Origin of the sequence: Chitinophaga sp. RCC_12 (assembly GCF_041360695.1) — a bacterium.
Lineage (GTDB): Bacteria > Bacteroidota > Bacteroidia > Chitinophagales > Chitinophagaceae > Chitinophaga.
This window is the reverse complement of record NZ_JBFUPS010000004.1, coordinates 41959-61838: the sequence shown is the minus strand read 5'-3', so window position 1 is coordinate 61838 and position 19880 is coordinate 41959. Positions and strand designations below refer to the sequence as shown.

The 19880-nt window shown below is 45.9% G+C and carries 17 protein-coding genes and 1 tRNA gene; 7 read left to right on the top strand and 11 right to left on the bottom strand.

The window, feature by feature from the left end; all coding sequences use genetic code 11:
- Window positions 1-53 precede the first annotated feature (53 nt).
- The 4 genes from AB6805_RS13490 (at window position 54) to AB6805_RS13475 (ending at window position 2968) form a co-directional block, all read left to right on the top strand.
- Entirely contained in the window at window positions 54-1670 is a 1617-nt protein-coding gene (locus AB6805_RS13490) for a DUF262 domain-containing protein (RefSeq protein WP_370909945.1), read from the top strand.
- A gap of 119 nt (window positions 1671-1789) precedes the next feature.
- Window positions 1790-2212, top strand: coding sequence for a hypothetical protein (locus AB6805_RS13485; protein WP_370909944.1), 423 nt, complete (start codon window positions 1790-1792; stop codon window positions 2210-2212).
- Between the two features lie 22 nt (window positions 2213-2234).
- Window positions 2235-2744: a PIN domain-containing protein gene (locus AB6805_RS13480; RefSeq protein ID WP_370909943.1), complete on the top strand. Its 510-nt coding sequence runs from the start codon at window positions 2235-2237 to the stop codon at window positions 2742-2744.
- A 26-nt stretch (window positions 2745-2770) separates the two neighbouring features.
- On the top strand, window positions 2771-2968 hold the full coding sequence (locus tag AB6805_RS13475) for a hypothetical protein (RefSeq protein ID WP_370909942.1): 198 nt from the start codon (window positions 2771-2773) through the stop codon (window positions 2966-2968).
- Between the two features lie 175 nt (window positions 2969-3143).
- Here the strand turns inward: AB6805_RS13475 and AB6805_RS13470 are convergent.
- Window positions 3144-3227: transfer RNA gene (locus tag AB6805_RS13470), tRNA-Leu, on the bottom strand.
- Between the two features lie 164 nt (window positions 3228-3391).
- On the opposite strand from AB6805_RS13470, the gene AB6805_RS13465 reads away from it, so the two are divergent.
- Window positions 3392-4606: an NAD(P)-dependent oxidoreductase gene (locus tag AB6805_RS13465; RefSeq protein WP_370909941.1), complete on the top strand. Its 1215-nt coding sequence runs from the start codon at window positions 3392-3394 to the stop codon at window positions 4604-4606.
- Here AB6805_RS13465 and AB6805_RS13460 read toward each other — a convergent pair.
- The 5 genes from AB6805_RS13460 to AB6805_RS13440 form a co-directional block, all read right to left on the bottom strand.
- Window positions 4601-7399 carry a gliding motility-associated C-terminal domain-containing protein gene (locus AB6805_RS13460; RefSeq protein ID WP_370909940.1) on the bottom strand — a complete coding sequence of 933 codons (2799 nt, stop codon included), beginning with the start codon at window positions 7397-7399 and terminating at the stop codon, window positions 4601-4603. The two genes, AB6805_RS13465 and AB6805_RS13460, sit on opposite strands and share 6 nt — an antisense overlap.
- A 34-nt stretch (window positions 7400-7433) precedes the next feature.
- Window positions 7434-8156 (bottom strand): tRNA1(Val) (adenine(37)-N6)-methyltransferase, encoded by a 723-nt coding sequence (locus tag AB6805_RS13455; RefSeq protein WP_370909939.1) that lies wholly within the window; start codon window positions 8154-8156, stop codon window positions 7434-7436.
- Window positions 8157-8158: 2 nt separating this feature from the next.
- On the bottom strand, window positions 8159-10294 hold the full coding sequence (locus tag AB6805_RS13450) for an alpha-L-fucosidase (RefSeq protein ID WP_370909938.1): 2136 nt from the start codon (window positions 10292-10294) through the stop codon (window positions 8159-8161).
- 172 nt (window positions 10295-10466) lie between these two features.
- Window positions 10467-11471 carry a tRNA (adenosine(37)-N6)-threonylcarbamoyltransferase complex transferase subunit TsaD gene (tsaD, locus tag AB6805_RS13445; protein WP_370909937.1) on the bottom strand — a complete coding sequence of 335 codons (1005 nt, stop codon included), beginning with the start codon at window positions 11469-11471 and terminating at the stop codon, window positions 10467-10469.
- Between the two features lie 78 nt (window positions 11472-11549).
- Complete coding sequence (locus tag AB6805_RS13440; protein ID WP_370909936.1) at window positions 11550-12803, bottom strand: ABC transporter permease; 1254 nt, start codon at window positions 12801-12803, stop codon at window positions 11550-11552.
- Between the two features lie 102 nt (window positions 12804-12905).
- Between AB6805_RS13440 and AB6805_RS13435 the strand changes: the two genes are divergently transcribed.
- Window positions 12906-14489, top strand: a complete 1584-nt coding sequence (locus AB6805_RS13435) for a peptide chain release factor 3 (RefSeq protein WP_370909935.1) — start codon at window positions 12906-12908, stop codon at window positions 14487-14489.
- 547 nt (window positions 14490-15036) lie between these two features.
- Here AB6805_RS13435 and AB6805_RS13430 read toward each other — a convergent pair.
- From AB6805_RS13430 to AB6805_RS13420, 3 genes are all read right to left on the bottom strand, one after another.
- Window positions 15037-15534, bottom strand: a complete 498-nt coding sequence (locus AB6805_RS13430) for a DUF6265 family protein (RefSeq protein WP_370909934.1) — start codon at window positions 15532-15534, stop codon at window positions 15037-15039.
- On the bottom strand, window positions 15506-17428 hold the full coding sequence (locus tag AB6805_RS13425; protein ID WP_370909933.1) for a menaquinone biosynthesis decarboxylase: 1923 nt from the start codon (window positions 17426-17428) through the stop codon (window positions 15506-15508). Before AB6805_RS13425 ends, AB6805_RS13430 begins: the two co-directional genes overlap by 29 nt.
- Before the next feature lie 106 nt (window positions 17429-17534).
- Complete coding sequence (locus tag AB6805_RS13420) at window positions 17535-17861, bottom strand: hypothetical protein (protein ID WP_370909932.1); 327 nt, start codon at window positions 17859-17861, stop codon at window positions 17535-17537.
- A gap of 192 nt (window positions 17862-18053) precedes the next feature.
- Here AB6805_RS13420 and AB6805_RS13415 point away from each other — a divergent pair, with 192 nt between their 5' ends.
- Window positions 18054-18284 carry a hypothetical protein gene (locus AB6805_RS13415; RefSeq protein WP_370909931.1) on the top strand — a complete coding sequence of 77 codons (231 nt, stop codon included), beginning with the start codon at window positions 18054-18056 and terminating at the stop codon, window positions 18282-18284.
- Between the two features lie 212 nt (window positions 18285-18496).
- On the opposite strand, the gene AB6805_RS13410 is transcribed toward AB6805_RS13415, so the two are convergent.
- Together AB6805_RS13410 and AB6805_RS13405 are read right to left on the bottom strand one after the other, a co-directional pair.
- Complete coding sequence (locus tag AB6805_RS13410; protein WP_370909930.1) at window positions 18497-19324, bottom strand: DUF6089 family protein; 828 nt, start codon at window positions 19322-19324, stop codon at window positions 18497-18499.
- A 208-nt stretch (window positions 19325-19532) separates the two neighbouring features.
- Window positions 19533-19880, bottom strand: coding sequence for a DsrE family protein (locus tag AB6805_RS13405; protein ID WP_370909929.1), 348 nt, complete (start codon window positions 19878-19880; stop codon window positions 19533-19535).

Sequence of the window (19880 nt, the reverse complement as noted above, 5' to 3'; positions counted from 1 at the left end):
GAACTAAATAATTTTTAAACAAAATGGATTATATTAGAGGTAAAATATATAAAATGTCCAAAGTCAATTTAGACGCCTTAATTCGAAGAGAGGATTTAGAAGTTAGAGAAGAAAAATATCAAAGTGTAACTGCTGTTCATTCGGTAACGATTGCAGCATTGAAAAAAGGAGACTTTTTCTTTGAAAGTTTAAGGAAGCCAGACTTTCAAAGAGAGACATGTGAATGGACGCCTGAAAAAGTTTTCAATTTAGTTCAAAGTTTTACAAGTGGAGATCTTATACCTGCTATTATCTTATGGAAAGGAGACGGAAACACTTTTGTAATTGATGGTGCTCACAGACTTAGCGCTTTAATTGCCTGGGTATGCAATGACTATGGTGACAAGATATTATCCAATACTTTTTTTGGACAAAGTATTTCGACTGCTCAAATAAAATTTGCAGACGAAGCCCGAAAACTCATAGAAAATGAAATTGGAAGTTATCAGGAAATTACTTGGGCAGCTGAAAATCCGAATGTAGCGGATACTAAAAAGCTTGCTATTGCAAGAAGACTATCTTCGCAACCGATACACTTACAATGGGTCCCGGGGGACGCAGTTAACGCAGAAAAATCATTCTTTAAAATTAATGAAGCTGCCTCTCCATTAGATACAACTGAGAAAAGACTGTTAAATGCAAGAAACAAACCTAATGCCATAGCGTCACGAGCCATAATGAGAGCTGGTAGTGGGCATAAATATTGGGCAAAATTTTCATCGGAAAATCAAAAAATAATAGAGGATATATCAAAAGAAATCAGTGATTGGTTATTTACTCCTCAATTGGACGGTCCAGTAAAAACTTTAGATATTCCCCTAGCGGGTAAAAATTACTCTGCTCAAACAATGGAACTTATTTTGAATATTGTCAATTTCAGTAATGGCATAAAACTGGTTGATTCAAGTAAGATAAAAAAGTCAAAAGATTTTCCTGAAAATGATATAAAAGAAGAAAGTAGTGATGGGCAAGAAACGATACAATACTTACAGAATACAAAAAAGATGCTGGCTAATATAACTGGAACTCAATCATCTTCATTAGGATTGCACCCTGCCATATATTTTTATAGTTTACAAGGTCGATATCAAATTACTGCTTTTTTAGCAGTGCTTTATTTAGTTAAAGATTATGAAAACAGGAAACAAATAACTTATTTCACCCAGGTACGTAGATTATTTGAAGAATTTTTATGGGAACATAAAGGAATAGTTAATCAAGCTACCACCAAATGGGGAAGTGCTGCAAAAGGGTATGTAAATCTTTCAAAATTATTTGATTTTATAATCACGAATTTGAGGGAAAATAAAACGAAAGAAGAAATTTTAAAATTGCTGGATGAACATGAAGAGTACAATTTTTATAAACCTTCAATAAAAGAGCTTGATCCAAAATACAGGAAAACATTTTCTACGGAAAGTAAAAACGAAGTTTTCATGAAACAAGGAGTAGCTAATGCGCTAAAATGTGGAATTTGTCAAGGATATTTGCATAAGAACTCTATCCAAATCGACCATAGGCAAGCAATTGAAGATGGAGGAATCGGAAATGCTGAAAATGGACAAGTAACTCACCCATATTGCAATTCTATAAAGAAAAAACTTATTGAGATTGGATTTGTAACCGAATAAACAATCGATGAAAGACTAACTTGGAAATAGTCTTTTATATCCTTACCACCAAACAATCTTCTTACACTCTAAAGACAGTTACGGAACCACATTTCGCCTTCTCTTCTGTAATGAATATCATGGATTTCAATGATCTCTTTAAAGATATTGAGCATCTTGATCCCATACGGATGAAATCCATGTATGAGTATTTGCGGAAAGAGTTGCAACCGGTTATCGAATCAATTAAAGGCAATCATTCTCAAGACGAAAATTATTTAATAGATGTTACTATTGGAATGGAACAAAGCTTAATGCCAAATTATAGTCTTTGGAGGTCAAAAGTTATTCTAAAAACAGAAACGATTTCCGTCCCTGTGCTCTATTCTGATTTAAATACTTTCTTAGCTAAACCAGCACAAAAGATTCAATTTTTGCCAATATTCAATGAATCCTTTAGAATAAGCCAGTCAAATAAGCAAATATTGTATCTTCATAAACTTCAAAAAACTCACATTCAGAATTATTTTTATGGTAATGCAATGCTTTTGGAACCTTCGTAGTCACGCAAAAAGTGCAATGAAAATGACAGAGCTTCTTTCTGGAAGCGACAAGACGGATCTTGAAAGAATTATCGAAAAATATACAAGTTTACAAGCTGATCAAGAGAGACTGGCAATGATATTTTTCGACAGAGTGGAAAAATTACTTAAAGGCTCCGAAACATTTAAAATAGATAATGAGCTAAAGATTGAAATGGCAGATCGAGCCTTAGCTAAACAAGCTCCTTTTCATAACAGTAAAAACAATATGGCTGACGCTTTGCTTTATTTTGGAGCGGTTGAACATGTAAAAAAGAAAACAGAAATAGCTACTGATTTAATCTTTGTCACATCAAATCACAAGGAATTTAGTGATCCTAATGACTTTGCCAAACTTCATCCAGACCTTCATAAAGGGAATGTTCATTTCTATAATAACCTTGCACAAGCACTTAAGATGAGGAAGGAAGCAATCGATTTATTAGATGAATATTATGAATACCAATTCTGGGACTGGATTGAAGGGGAGGCAGAGATTGTAAGAGGAAAATAATAGGAAACGGCAAATTATTAAAATTTATGCATAAATACTTAGGTGTTCTAAGTTCAGATCCAACCAAACGAGATGGTTATCTGATAATCTTTGATGCCCCAGAAAAGACTATGGCGGCACCTGTAGACTCTGACCAAGCCACCATCGACACGCTTGCTTTTGTGCCTACCTTAAACAAAGTCAAAAAACTGTATCTTTCAAGATTAATTCAATCAACAATTTAGGCATAGTTAAGTCCTTATAAAACCGTGAAATCCTTTACTAGCAATTGTTGCAGGATTTTTTGTATTTTTGTAATCAAAGTTCTTTAACACCTTACCACATTGGGATTTTGTGCAAATTTTGTGCAAATAAAAAAGGTTCACTTTCATGAACCTTTGTAACTAACTGATAACCAGGTGCCCAGAACAGGAATCGAACCTGCACTCCCTTTCGGAAACAAGATTTTGAGTCTAGCGCGTCTACCAATTCCGCCATCTGGGCAATCTTACTAATGAACTTCGCCGCGTCAATTGCGGGATGCAAATATAGAAACTCTTATTTAATCTGCAAATAATTTTTACATTTTTGTATATAAAAATTTCGCACCCCGCATAAACAGGGCGTTTCAGACGCTCACAAATGACTAAAATACCCTAAATTCAAAGATGGAAAACAAGATACACATCGGGCTTATCAGGGAAGAAAAACACCCGCATGATAACAGGGTAGCCTTTACTCCCAAACAATGCCAATGGATCATGCAACATTTTCCGCAAGTACAAATCTACGTACAACCATCCCCGTTACGATGCTTCAAAGACGATGAATACGAAAAAGCAGGCGTCCCCCTGCAGGAAGACCTCTCCCACTGCACCACCCTGCTGGGCATCAAAGAAGTTCCCACCGATAAACTGATCGCAGGAAAAACATACCTCTTCTTCAGCCACACCAAAAAGAAACAGCCGCATAATCAACACATGCTGCAAACCATCCTGGAAAAAAATATCACACTGATAGATTATGAATGCCTCGTACACCCCGACGGACAACGCATCCTGGGCTTCGGCTTCTTTGCAGGTATCGTAGGCGCGCATAACGGCCTGATGGCATACGGGGAAAAAACACAGTCCTTTCATTTTAAAAGGGTACATACGTGCCACGACTTCCAGGAACTCATCAATCATTACTTCGGCATCAAACTGCCTCCGCTGAAAATTGTAATCACCGGCTCAGGACGCGTAGCCTCCGGCGCACTGGAAATCATGGGCCTGCTCGGTATCAAATATCTTCCGCCGGAAGAATACCTGATCAATACCTATTCCTACCCGGTATATACTCAACTGAAAGCAGGCGAACTCTATCTGCGGAAAGATGATAAAACATACAGCCGGGCCGACTTCCACGCACACCCGGAAGCATACGAATGCCGCTTCCTTCCCTATGTCACCGTAAGTGATATACTCATGAACGGGATCTACTGGGACCAGAAAATCCCACCGCTCTTCCAGGCAGATGATCTGAAAAAAGAAAACTTCCGCATACAGGTCATCGCCGATATCACAGACGATACCAACGGCTCCATTCCCTGCAACCTCGGCGACAGTACCATCGAAAGCCCCGTGTACGGCGTTACAAAAGATAAGATGGAACAAACGGAACCCTATCTCTCCGGAACGGTAGACATGATGTGCGTAAGCAATCTCCCCAACGAACTGCCGCGGGACGCCTCGCAGTATTTCGGGGACCAGCTGATGAAATATGTTTTTGATGAATTACTGCAAACAAACAGCGGGATGATCAGTAATGCAACGATCGTCGCTAATGGCAAACTCACCGAAAGGTATGCGTACCTCGAAGACTATGCAAAAGGAACGCTATAGCAACAGGTTAACAGCGCCTTTCAGCTGTTTTTCTATTCCATCGATGTTCTTATAACGGATGAAATATACATAGGCTCCCACCGGTTGCAACTGCCCTTTATAAGTACCATCCCATCCCTGCAACAGGTTAGTCGTGGAAAATATTTCCACGCCCCAACGGTCAAATACCCTGAACTCCAGCAATACCTGCCCGTTCGGCTGACGAAGCCTGAACACATCATTCAGCCCATCACCATTCGGCGTAAATGCATTAGGAACATACAAGTCCGAAGCACATTCCTTCACCAACGTTTGCAGGTTAACCACACCGCATTCATTGGAAACAGCCACCCGGTAAATACCCGGGTAACGGATGGCGTAAACATTTCCGGAAAATCCATTCTGCCATTCATATTTGTCGTATCCCGGAACCAACGTTATAACGGTTGGCCGGCCGGAAAACAAGCACACTTCAGGGACAAGCGTTACCTGCGGCTTCTCTTTTAATGCCAGGTACACAATAACTGTACTATCGCAGCCACTGGTAGTAAACAATGCACTCACATAACGCCCGGCACTGCTCACACTTCTGCCGTCAGGCAACGTATAAAATTGTCCATTACAAATGGTATCATATTTTTCCTGGCTGTAAACAGGCATTACAGTAAGCCGGGTGGTAATAATGCTATCACATCCATGATAAGAAGCGAACGAAGATACATACGTACCGGAAACCCTCACTGACCGCCCGTCCGGTAACATATAAGGTTCTCCCTCACAGGTAATAGCAGTCTTCGCAATATTATAACGGGGTAGCATTTGCAGATTGGTAACAATAAGACTGTCACATCCTTTATCACTCTTGAAACGGGAAGTATACTGTCCTGTAACACTTACAGTCCGGCCATCCGGCAAGCGGTAAGTATCACCATCGCAAATGCTAATGGATTCCGCGGCGGCATAAACGGGATTCACTACCAGTGTTGTGATAATAATGCTGTCGCAGCCCGCCGAGGACATAAGAATACTGTTATAGATGCCCGCAACAGTCACCACCTTCCCATCCGGTAAGCGGTAATTATCGCCCTCACAAATAACTGCATCCTGCGGATAGTTCTTCTCCGGCACATATACCACAGTGGTAGTGATACTATCACAGCCCTGGTAAGTTTTCAGGGAAGATGTATAGCTACCGGAACTGTTTACCTTTCTTCCATCAGGCAACTGGTACTCCTGTCCACTGCAGATAGTCACTTTCTCCGTCAACTGATATACCGGCAATATTTTTAAGGTAGTGTTAATAATGCTGTCGCAACCATTGCTCAATCTTTTCAGCGTACTAACGTAAACGCCGGCGGTACTCACTTCCCTGCCATCCGGCAGCGTATATGTGTCGTTACTGCAAATACTTTTTGTAACACTTTCCTCTGTCTTACTGCCAAGAATGATATCCTGTATTTTCTCATCCGTACTGCATCGACGCGTTACCTTTACTTTTACGGTATATTTTTTTTCGATGGCATATGTATGCCGGGGCGACAGCTCAACAGAAGTAGTTCCATCTCCAAAATCCCACAATATACTGGTGACACCTACTTCGTTATTCAACTTGAAAAGAGGACTGGGGGTACAGAGATCTGATGCGGTAAAGTCAGCAGGAAAATAAAGAAAGCTATTTACAAATGTGGGAAAGGACACCGAGGTTCTGTGTTGCCCGGTGCCAGGAGGCTCCATATCTATCGCATCCCGTTCAAAATTACAACCTACACCCCTCACCTCCGGGTTATGGATCATACCCACATACCGGTATCCCCCGTAATATCCCTGCTCATACCCCATATAAATATGCCCGTCAGGCCCCATCTGAAGTCCGCCCATCTGGATATCATCCGTATTGGTTACTATTGTTTGCTGGGAAGCATTGATGTCGGGCGCCGTCAAATCATATTGGTATAACTTACCCCAATTCAGATAATTCATGCTCACTACGTACAGCAGCTTCCCGCTGATAGTGAATTCGATACCAAGTGGGAAAATAATATTGAGCGAAGCAAAAGGAGGACTGATCACGCCTGTGCTGTTATTGAACTTCAGCAAATCTACCACACTCATGGCGCCCTGACGGATAGATCCCAGGGAATGCACTATAATGCCGCCGTCAGGCGAAAACTTAATATGACCGGTTTCTTCCCAGCCTCCCGGATGAATAACTGCACCAGTTGTATAAGTAGTGGCAGCAGATAATCCGGCGGGGGAAAGCAGGTATACATGAAAAGTAGCGCCATTGGCGGAATGCGTTACTATCCAATAATCCCTCCCGTTACAATGCCGGGTGGCGGCCATTTTCTCCGTGCTCTGACTATTACTCAGCAACGCGGTATTCTTGGTAGAAGGAATGATATCACCTTTCCCGTTATCCAGCGCCATATCCAGTATATTGTAACGGAACCCTTTATTGGTCATGGTAGTAAACAGGTAATACTGCCCCGGATGCCCCGGAAATGGTACGGCAATACCCGACTGCACACTGGATGGGTCGCCCATGAGACCAGTTCCATTGGGCATAATACCATGTTGGGCATTCCAAACGGTAGATCCCTCTGTATAAAAAAGTAATTTCCCGGTGGCGCCATCACAAATGGTGGCTACCCCTTCGCGGGTGTAAGTTCGTCCGTCTGTAAGAACGGTGGCAGGGGTAGTGTTGAAGTTAAGCCCCGCATTATATCCAAAGTACCAGATATTGATCTCTTTCTGGGCATGCACAATAACGGGCAACAATAAAAACACCAAACAAATTCTGGCTACTCGAAGCATATCAGGATAAATAGAGTGCCAAAATACAAAAAATCTACAGGTATAAATAATATGGCCGTAATAAGGCTGTAAATCCAGGCGTATACACACGCTCCGCATCATACACGGAAAGTTCGCTGATCACAGTATTCACCGGCTTCCTCGAAAAAATACCCACGGTCCGGAAAAAGCCATGGTTCACACTCTGCCGGATATACAACGCCTGCTTCAAATGAAGCCCTGCTGCCTGCGCCAATACCCGGAAACCTTCAAAGGCAGTATAAGGCAGCAACACCGACAACTCTCCCGACGCCGCCAATTGCTGGTCGACTGCCGCAATCAATTCCTGGTAGCTCAGGTTGGTGGCATGCATGGCCTGGTCTTTCTCCGCCTGCCCACTCTTCAACGCCCGCTCATAAAAGGGCGGATTGCTGATAATAAAATCATACTTCATTGTGCCATCCAGTTTTCGTATATCCTGCCGGGTTAGGGTTAAACGGTTTGCCCAGGGCGATTCTTCAAAATTCTGTATGGCCTGGTGAGCGGCTCCGGCGTCCAGTTCCACCGCTGTGATTTCAGCATCTACCTGCTGCGCCAGCATAAGGCTCAGCAGCCCGGTACCGGCGCCTAAATCCAGTATAGCCGGCGCCGTTATATCATTGTCCGACAGGTACTGCGCCGTGAAAGCCCCCTGTATACAGGCATCCGTACAAACTTTCATGGCGCAATGCTCCTGGTGAACCGTAAACTGTTTAAATTTAAAAAAGGTATTTGCCATCTTTATTTTGAATCTAATACCACCGCCAGGTTAGGCATCCGTAAATTACGGTGCACAGATACCGGGTTGGCCTGCCTGATCACGCAGTTTTCTACTTTACCGCTGCCGCCTGTACGTTCCGGCAACTGCTGAACATATAACACCTGCGGTACATTGCGGCTGATGCCCACTACTGCCTGCTTCGCAAAGCGATTGTAGAATTTGGCCACCAGCTGATTTTTTCCTTCTTTCAAAGATAATAATAACACTTCCGATTGCGTACCTCCCCTCTCCGGGTTATTGTGCAATAACTGCTCTTCCCCGTTCAGATATACCGCAATTCCATCTCCGCTATTAAATCCAACCAGGTAATCACCGGCTTTTGGCGCAGTGATCTCCTGTAAAATATAACTGGCCACACTTTTATCGGCGGTTAATGTAATAGGTGCATCATTCTTCCAGTCGCTGTGCAGTGTCCACGCAGCATTATCCTTATTAGGCCAGGGTTTGGACGGATCAATATCTTTCACACTTCCATGCGTGCCATCAATACCGGACCAGAAAGGACCCACGCTGTACATCGGTCCCCACTGCAGGGAAGCCGGGTCATTTTTCAGCGGACTGGTAACACCACCATCCAGCAACACTTCCCTGGTGCTACCATTCAGTGTCAGCAAAATTCGTTTGCCTTTCTCTGCATCGCTATACACCAGCTGCAACGCAGCAGGGCGCGGAGTGGTAAATGCCCACGACTCACCCACCTCACTGCGGTAATAGCTTTCATAATCAATACCGGAGAAGCTGAATAACGGCGTAGCGTTATCCCTGCTCAAACGCGTAGCATGATGTAATAAGTGAACCGGTGTAATCGCTACAGGTCCTTTGCAGGCAACTGCCAGCACGGCAATGTCTTTATCTGCGAGCTTAAAATCTGCAGGTAACCGGAGATAGGTGTTACCATCTTTGGCAGATATTTTAACGGGTACTTTCTTTCCATTGCTCAATAAGGTTACCTGGCTGATCTTACTGTTCAGTCCTGGTAAGATAATAGTGCCATGTTCCGGCTGCTGCAATAAATGCAGGTATAATTTTCCGGGCTTCGTAGTCACTTCGCCCCAGGCAAAGGTAGTATCAAACGGATTGGCAGCAGCGCTGTAAATAGCTTCGCCATTGAGTTTCAGCCAGGCGCCGTTTAACAGCAGCACCTCTTTTTCAAAGTCCACCACCGAACCGTCGCCACGCGGGCCAATATTCAGCAGGTAGTTTCCGCCACGGCTTACCACTTTAATCAGCCCCTCCAGTTTTTCATGCGCTTTGTCTTCCGCCTTGCCATGCTCCTGCCAGCTGCGATAGCCCCATGTTTCATCATACACGGAAGCAGGCGTTTGCCATGCGGAAGCAATCTTATAGTCAGGATACTGGTTATCTCCCATTACACAAAAATCACCGGCATCATTTCCCAAACGGCCACTCACCATACAACCCGGCTGCAAACGATGCACAATATCAGCAAGGTCCCTGCTTTGCTGAGCTGTCAGCGATCCCATATCAAACCATATCTCGGATACCGGGCCATAGTTGGTCATCAGCTCCGTTACCTGCTTCTTATTGAATTCATGATGCTCGGGGGTAATAGGATCACTATTACTGCTGGAAATAGGATACGCCTGTGGAAAATGCCAGTCGATCAAAGAAAAGTACATCCCAAACTTCAACCCATGCCTGTGGCACGCATCCGACAATTCTTTCAGCACATCCCGTTTGAAAGGCGTTGCATCCACTACATTATAATCCGTATACGCAGTATGAAACATGCAAAAACCATCATGGTGCTTGGAAGTCATTACCACCGATTTCATGCCCGCAGCCTTTGCCAGCAGCACAATTGAGTCAGCATTCCATTGTTCGGGGTGAAACTGTTTGGCCACGTCTCCATACGTATCACTGTAAATACCGGCATGCGCCTGTATCTGTTCACTATATCCCTTCGTAACGGGCTTACCCTCCCAAACGCCTCCCAGCGTGGAATAAATAGCCCCCCAGTGTATAAACATGGAATACTTCTGATTCTTCCACTCCATTTGCGCCACAGGTTCCTGTGCCACCACAAACTTTCCCACCACAATAAGCGCCAGTAAAATGCTAAAAATTCTCTTCATAGATAATAAGTAATGTGAAAATCAATAAAATCAGCGTAATCCTGCTCCAGGACAATTTAACATCGCCGAAGGCGATCCCAAAGCACGACTTAAAGCTAAACCGATATACTATTGATTTAGAATAGGATTTTAGCAATTAGCAGTTCGTTTTTAGCCAACCTTGTTAATGAAATTAAAAAGCGGCTCTCGCAGTAGGCACCGCATCCAGTGACGCAAAGTCACCCGCCAGGTATTTATAGTAAGCTGTAATGGCAATCATACCTGCATTATCCGTACAATATTCGAACTTGGGAATAAAGGTCCGCCATTGGTGTTGCCGGCCATATTCCGTTAAAGCAGTCCGCAAACCACTGTTGGCACTCACGCCGCCGGCAATGGCAATATCGCGGATACCTGTTTCTTCAGCGGCCTTCACCACCTTGTTCAGTAATATACTCACAATACGGTGCTGGATAGAGGCACAGATATCAGGCAGGTTTTGCGCAATAAAGGAAGGATCTTTCTGCTGGTTCTCCTGCAGGAAATAAAGAATAGCCGTTTTTAATCCGCTGAAACTGAAGTTCAGACCGGGTATCCGGGGCTCGGGAAACTTAAAGCGCGCAGGATTGCCCGTCTGCGCATATTTATCTATCAACGGGCCGCCGGGATAGGGCAAACCCAATATTTTGGCACTTTTATCAAAAGCCTCTCCGGCAGCATCATCCAGCGTTTCACCAATTACCCGCATGCTAAGCGGACTTTCACATAAAACGATCTGGGTATGACCACCAGACACGGTTAAGCATAAAAAAGGAAAGTCCGGCTTGGGATCATCTATAAAGTTAGCCAGTACATGCGCCTGCATATGATGCACGCCTATCAGGGGAATATCCAGCGCCATCGCCATCGATTTGGCAAAGCAACTGCCTACCAGCAGTGACCCGATCAATCCGGGCGATTGCGTAAACGCAATTGCACTCAGCTCCTCCCGCTTCACCCCTGCGGTTCTCAGCGCAATATCCACTACAGGCACTATGTTCTCCTGGTGGGCGCGGGAAGCCAGCTCCGGCACCACGCCCCCATATTGCTCATGTACCTTCTGACCGGCAATATGATTGGATAACACCTGCCCGTCTACGATGACTGCTGCTCCTGTATCATCACAGGACGACTCTATAGCTAATATTTTAACCGACATAAGGCGCAAAATTAATAAAAAAGGCGGGAAAACCCCGCCTGTACAACAGCTACGCTGTTGCCTGTTACGTATGCATGTTTAGTTGCTGCGGATGGCCACCACCGGATCCAGCTTGCTGGCTGTATAAGCAGGAATAAAGCCCGCCAGCAGCCCTACCAGGGCAGATATGCTCAACCCGAATATCACAGAACCGGCAGATAGCACCATCTCAAAGGAACCAGACAGATTAATAATTAATGTAAGAAGATAAACCAGCAGCAAGCCAAAAGTTCCTCCCAACAAACACAAACTCACCGCTTCCAGCAAAAACTCCATCAGGATAATGCCCCGTCGCGCTCCTATGGCCTTTTTCAACCCTATGATGTTGGTACGTTCCTTTACGGTTACAAACATAATATTGGCAATACCAAAAGCCCCCACTATCAGCGCAAAAATCGCAATCATTCCCCCACCCATATTGATCGCCCCAAACATCGCGTTCAGGTTGTCGTTCGCCGTACTGATTTCATTCAGGGAAAAATCGTCCTCTTCCTTCGGCCTTAACCGGTGAGACGCGCGCACCACCCCTTTCAGCTCATCTTTCAGCTGATCCATACTCACACCGGGTTTGGCCTTTATCAGGATATACGGGTCCGCAAACCGGCGCTCATCCACTACTGTACGGGCAAACCGGTAAGGCAGTATAATGGCATTGTCGTAACCGATCCCGCCAATCATGCTTTCTCCCTTCTTCTTCAGCACCCCGATGATCTTTACATCCCTCCCCGCTACTTTCACCACCTTGCCCATAGCCGCTTCCGGCGAAGGAAAAAGTCCGTCCCAGATAGTAAAGCCCAGGATCGCCACATTGGTGCCGCTGTTACTTTCACTGTTGGCAAAGAAACGGCCGTCCAGGATCTGTAAGGTCTGTATCTGGTCAAAATCGTTCGTCACCGCCATCATCGTCACCCCATCCATATAATCATCCCCATATTCCACCTTCTTATTGCCCGATTCAAAATTAAATGAAGCAAAACTGGCGCTCTGCACCTTATCCTGTATAGGTTTCAGGTCCTTATACTCCGGCTCCGGACGGTTCATATACTTCCACCACGGATATTCTCCATTACCGCCCCAGGGCCACTTCTGCATATATACCACATCGTCGCCCAGGTCAGCCAGATCCTTTCTGATATTGTGTTCCAGGCTGCCGGTGAGCGTAAATACGGCGATGATACAGAAGATGCCAATGGTTATTCCAAACAACGATAAAAAAGTGCGCAGCTTATTCACCCGCAGCTCCTGCATCGCCATTTTGAAACTATTCCATAATATTTTAAGGGTTGCTATCATATTCCAAATTTAGCGGATTTATCGGCACGGGCAGCGCCAATAAACACGAAATATAGCCGAACAAAAAATTTAGTTACCTTTGCTGCCATTTTTCGGATATTTATGAAGTACGCTAACGAAATCAGTAAAAGAAAATCCTTTGCTATCATCGCTCACCCGGATGCCGGTAAAACTACGCTGACAGAGAAATTCCTCCTGTTTGGCGGCGCTATTCAAACAGCCGGTGCAGTGAAGTCCAATAAAATAAAGAAGCACACCACTTCGGATTTCATGGAAATTGAAAGGCAAAGAGGTATCTCCGTAGCCACTTCCGTTATGACCTTCGAATACCGCGATATCCTCGTTAACCTCCTGGATACCCCCGGTCACAAGGACTTTGCGGAAGATACCTACCGCACGCTGACTGCCGTAGACAGCGTGGTACTGGTGATCGACTGCGTGAAAGGGGTGGAAGAACAAACGGAAAGACTCATGGAAGTATGCCGCATGCGCGATACACCCGTGATCATCTTCGTCAACAAAATGGACCGCGATGGTAAATACCCGTTCGACCTCCTGGATGAACTGGAAGAAAAACTTAACATCCGGGTAAGACCCCTCAGCTGGCCTATCAATATGGGCAGCGACTTTAAAGGCGTTTACAACCTGTACGATAAAAGCCTCGTGGCCTTCCTTCCCAACAAGAAAGCAACAGACGAAGACGTAGTGCCGCTCACAGATCTCAGCAGCAGCTACATCGATGAACACTTCAACGAAAAAGATGCCGCACAGCTGCGTGGCGACGTGGAACTGATCGAAGGCGTGTACGATACCTTCAACAGGGAAGAGTACCTCGCGGGTAAACTGGCGCCGGTTTTCTTTGGCAGCGCCGTCAACAACTTCGGCGTGAAAGATCTGCTGGATACCTTTGTGGACATTGCACCCATTCCGCGTAACCGCACCGCTACCACCCGCGAAGTAGACGTAAACGAAGATAAGTTCAGTGGATTCATTTTTAAAATCCATGCCAACCTCGATCCGCGTCACCGCGACCGTATCGCCTTCCTCCGCGTTTGCTCCGGTAAATTCGAAAGGAATAAATTCTATCATCATGTTCGTTTAGACAAAGACGTTAGGTTCAGCAACCCTTACAGCTTCCTCGCCCGCGAAAAGAACGTGGTAGACGATGCCTATCCCGGCGACGTGGTCGGGCTGTTTGATACCGGCAACTTCAAAATCGGCGATACACTCACGGAAGGTGAAAACTTTTATATCACCGGTATCCCCAGCTTCTCTCCTGAACTGTTTAAGGAACTGGTGAACAAAGATCCGCTGAAAACAAAACAGCTGGAAAAAGGCATCCGCCAGCTTACAGACGAAGGCGTGGCACAGCTGTTCACCCAGCACGGTGGCAACCGCAAAATCATCGGCTGTGTGGGCGACCTGCAGTTCGAAGTAATCCAGTACCGCCTGCTCCAGGAATATGGCGCCGCCTGCCAGTTCAATACCCTGCCTTTCTACAAGGCCTGCTGGCTCACCGGTCCGAAAGAGAAAATCGAGGAATTCATCCGCTTCAAATCCTCCAACATCGTGGAAGACAAGGACGGCCATATCGTATACCTGGCGCAATCGGAATGGTACCTTAACACCGAGCGCACCAACAACCCTGACATTCAATTCAACTTCACATCGGAGATTCATAAATAGCGGAGGGAGGGCGGCGCCTTCGGCGCCTTTTGTCTTGGAGCAGGATTACGCTGATTATATTGATTACGCTGATTTTCCCACCTTTTGTTTTAGATTTTTTTGGGGAGAGATCAGATTGATTTTCCTGCATTTTGTTTTAAATATTTTGGGAGATAGCAACAGAGATGTCTGTTTCTATCTCCAAATTTTTGTCACAATACCAGAAAAATCATTCTAATCAAATAAAAACACCCAAATATCCAAAACAAAATGCAGGAAAATCATTTACATCTTCCCGAAAAAAATCTAAAACAAAAGGTGGGAAAATCAGCGTAATCAATATAATCAGCGTAATCCTGCTCCAAGACAAAAGGCGCCGAAGGCGCCGCCCGCACAAAAAAGCCGCTCCCTGTGAACAGGCGCGGCATTACTTGTACGACCAACTCAAATTATTGCTTTATTGAGAATATCTTGGTGCTGTGTATCGTGTGTGTGTCACACAAAAGTAGGTACAGCCATGCACTCCGCTTTCTCGAAGCGGGAAAATCATTTACGCAATCGGGAAACTTTATTCCGGGGAGAAGGTATACTGGAAAATGTATTCCTCGGTAGTGCCATCCCGCACGCCTTCTACGCGGGCATCGAGGTGTTTGGCGTCTTTAAAACGGTAGGTGATTTTTTTGGGGAAATCGTTGTTCAGGTCTTCTGCAACAAAACCAATGGCTTTTAAAACCCGCAGTTTCAGGTGTATGGTGGCGGGTTTGTCCTGCCCTTCATAGGCTGGAATATAAAAGATGCCGGTTTCTCTTCTCACCAGCTGCATGGATTGTTGCAGGGCGCTGTCCGCTCCTACTACCCGCCAGGTTTTTCCTTTCCAGGTAGAGTCATTGACCCGGCTCCAGGTTTCCACGATGATGCTTTTGCGGGTGTTCATCTTCCAGGTGCCTTCCAGCTTATCCAGTAAACGGAAGTCGGCAGCACTTACCTGGCCGGCTGCCCGCAGGCTGCCGGCCAGTAACAGGATCAGCAGCAGGTAACTACTGCTGTACCACCGCTTCTTCACCATAAATCTGTTGTTTGTATTTGAGAGAAGGAGAAGTCAGTAAAGGTCCGATACCCAGCTCAGGCCATTTGGTATCCACTTTCCGGATAGTAGCATCGTCGGCCACAATGATATTGGGCCAGTCGCGCTCAAAGTTGTCCAGCAGCCTGGTTTTCAGCGTGCCATCCATACCAATGCCGCCAATATATTTACCGGGTTCCCCGGAAGGGATACGGACAATAAAGCTGTCGCGTTTGGGGTCCAGGTTATTGCAGAAACGCCATAACGCAGAAGCCAGATCGCTTACATCCACGGTATGCTCTACGAAAAGGATCATTTTAATGCCCGCCAGTGCCGGTAAGGTGTACAGCTGCTCATTCAGCTCCCGTACATGCGAAGGACGGGCCTTTTCTACTGCCACCAGGACACAGGAAATATCCAGTGGCAGCAGCGATGCGTTGATGCCTTTGATTTCCGGGAACTGCTGCATGATGGCGGCTGTATCCAGCTGCCGCGGCGCCGGAACAGATATAAAGGTGGTGTCCTGCTCTTCTTCGTATTTGCGGGTACCATCGATACACATTTTACCGCCAAAGCCCATTTTGGAACAGGAGTGATCCAGTACATCCATCGGCCCCTGGCTGAGGTATATGTCAGCAGCAGGGTTCAGGTGTTGGAAGACATACTGTGCCAGCTGCTTATAGTCGGTGATCTTTGTGCCGTCGTCTGTTACCACCAGGATCTTGTTAAACATCATCTGGCCGGCGCCCCACATGGCGTTCATTACTTTCTGCGCCTGGCCGGCATAATCTTTTTTGATCTGTGCAATCACCAGGTTATGGAACACGCCTTCCACCGGCATTTCCATGTTGATGATTTCAGGTACGAGTGTCATTTTAATCGGCGCCAGGAAAATACGTTCGGTGGCTTTACCTATCCAGGCATCTTCCTGCGGCGGAATGCCTACTATCGTCGACGGATATACGGCGTCTTTGCGGTGCGTAATAGCGGTGACATGAAATTTAGGATACCAGTCGGCCAGTGAGTAATACCCGGTATGATCACCGAAAGGGCCTTCCCAGATGAGGTCTTCAGCCGGTTCTACATAACCTTCAATCACAAAATCGGCATCTGCCGGCACTTCTATATCCGGTTGGGTGATGCACTTTACCAGCTCTACTTTCTTCTTGCGGAGAAAGCCGGCCAGCATATATTCATCTACGTTTTCCGGCAGCGGAGCGGTAGCAGAGTAAGTATAAACGGGATCTCCGCCCAATACTACGGCAACGGGCATACGCTTATTCAGCTTCTTGTATTCCATGAAGTGCTTAGCGGATACCTTATGTTTATGCCAATGCATACCGGTCATATCTTTTTCAAATACCTGCATGCGGTACATGCCTACGTTGCGGGTGCCGGTAAGCGGGTCTTTGGTATGAATTACAGGCAGGGTAATAAAAGGACCACCATCTTTGGGCCAGCAGGTAAGCACCGGCAACTTGCTGAGGTCCGGGTTGGCCATTACCACTTCCTGGCAACTGCCTTTTCCACTTACTACCTTGGGCATCCAGGAAGCAAACTGTCCGAGCTTTGGCAGCAGGGCCAGTTTATCAAGTATACTTTCCTTTGGTTTGGATAATAATTTAAAGAGATTTTCAATTTCACCGGCTACATCGTCCAGTTCACTCACGCCCAGCGCCAGGCACATACGCTTGTAGCTCCCCATGGAATTGATCAGCACGGGGAAGTCGGTACCGGTATTTTCAAACAACAGGGCTTTGCCGCCATCCGGCGATTTGCTGACCCTGTCTGTTATTTCAGCAATTTCCAGCTTGGGGTCCACATAAGTTTTTATACGTACCAGTTCTCCTGCCTGTTCCAGCGTGTCTATAAAGTGTCTGAGATTTTTATATGCCATGTTTGAATCTTATTACCAATCAACAAAAGTAACCATCCCGCACCGCAATAAAAAATGCCCCCCATTTTAAATATGGGAGGCATCTCATTTATTCCATTTTCAGTTATCAGTTCACGATGGTAACACCCGCGTGGAATACGGCCCTCGGCCTTGATGGGTAGTAGCGTACCGGAGCTGGCACCGGAACAGGTATTACAGCAGGGTAGTAAGCCGGTCTGGCGTATACCACTCTTTGACGAGGGTAGCAGTCATAGTCATACCTGTCGCGTACATACACTCTTCTGGGTCGCTCGCATCTTTCCCAGCGGTCATCATCATAACGGTCATGTCCGCGCCCATGTCCATATCCGTGGCCACGTCCATGTCCCCTTTGTGCATACGTGGTGAGCACAGTGCCGCCAATAAGCAGCATCAACAGCAGTACTTTTTTCATGTTTCTTTGGTTTTTAGTTCAAGATCGGTTGGCAAATAATAGTTGTGGTGTGTTGTTAATGTTAACCCGCATACCGGGCAAAACTGGCATCTGTAACAACATAAGTGGAACCCGGATATGCGATAAAAGAATATCTCCGGGGCTTACGCGGTTTCTTGTAATGCTTTTTATACGGTTTTTTATGATGATGCGGTGGTGTTGGCGGAGCCGGTGGCCGGTGATGCGGAGGCGTTGGAGGCCTGGGCAATCCCGGTGGTACTGGTGGCGCCGGCGGATGTGGTAAATGTGCCGGGGCCGGTGGCCTGGGTGGCAGTGGTGGTGCAGGCGGCCTTTGTTGTGCAGAAAGGCTCATTGAACCTGTTATCAACATCACTGAAGCTATATTTAAAAACTTCCTCATGGCACTTCTTTTTCGTTAATTAAAACAGGCAGTTGCACACCAACTTATTTTCTTGCGGCTGTTGATTCATTACTCTCTCCGCGATTTGTGATTCTGCGATCCGCCATAAGCTGGTGGCTGCATTAGTACCTGTTTGAACTCATAAATTCAACAACTATGCCAATAAAAAAAATCCCGGCGGGAGGCCGGGATTAAAAGGATAAATAAAGTATTAAACAGTTTGAATATCAGCTGATTACGGTCTGAGTATCGGGCACCGGGTAGCCTTTTGTTTACCCCAGCCACTGCCACCACCCAAACGGTAGGTAATAGTAAAGCCGGAAAACGCATACCAGTCGTTATGCTTATCAGAACCACGGATAGCGCCATCTGCAGGATACGTTCCCGGCGCCACTTTGCCGGTTACTTCATCGCCACGGTAAGCCATATCTACCGCCTTCTGGCCACGGTAGGTCAGCAAGGTATTCTGATCAACATAGTTAGTGCTCACATCATCCATATAGTCTGTGGTAGTAGCACGAAGTCCTATCTCAAATCCAAGTGTCCATTTATCATTGATGATCGCCTTTACACCCGCTCCAAACGGAAAGGAAAAGGAAAACAGGTCGTAAGGCTGACGGGTAGGATACTGCGGTAATCCCTGTCCTTCGGTGCCGAGGGGACGAAGCCGTACCCGGTTGCCCGACTGGTCTTTAGAAGTGGGATCAAAACCAAAACCACCTACACCCGCAAACACATAGGGCGTGAACCCTTTTTCGTCGAGATCAAAAAAGTTGATTTCCCCAATCAGACTGCCTTCAAAAATATTGGTCCGGAAACTAAGGTTACGGGCCACCAGGTCCTTGGAAGAGTTGGTGCTGTCGGCGCCGGTAGCAATTCCCCATGTAAAAGAGCCACGGATAGTGAGGTAACGGTTAATATCCTTTCTCACCAGCAAGCCAAGCGCCGGCCGGGTATATTTCATATCCACCCTTTGCTGGGTAAGGTCCCCGCTGTAGTTGCTGATACCTGCAAAAGCGCCGACATGCCAGTCCTGCGCAAAGGTGAAAAAGGGAACTGCCATGAATAACAACAGTATTCCGGTAGATTTGGAGAATTTCAATGTATTTAAGTTTAAGAGGTTAGTCCTTATTATTCGTGCATCCATTTAACGTTATTACTACAATTTTTATTTGGTGCCGCCCTCCCAAACTTTCTACCGCTATTCCCGGCACTTTACTTTAAAAATGTAAAAATAAACTAATAAACCAATTAACTCATAAACAATTAAACTAACATCTTATATAGGCCCATCCCTCCTGTTGCCTTTCTATAAGGTGCGCTATGGCTGCAGGCACCACTTCCACAAAGGGAAACAGCTGATCCGCCGCCAGCTGACGGCTGTTCAAAGTATTCTGGCAAATAAGGAAACGGACCGACCGTCCCTGCAGGGACGCTATCTTTTCGGGGAAAGGGTGGCTCTCCGGCAGCAGTAAATTCCAGGCATGACCATGTACTACCACTTCTATGGCTACACGTGTTTGACGTTCACTGGTATAATGAAGAAGATTATTGAGCTGCCCGAGCATGGACAATTGTGCATCCCGCTCACCGGATGTAATCTGAAAAACTACCTGCAT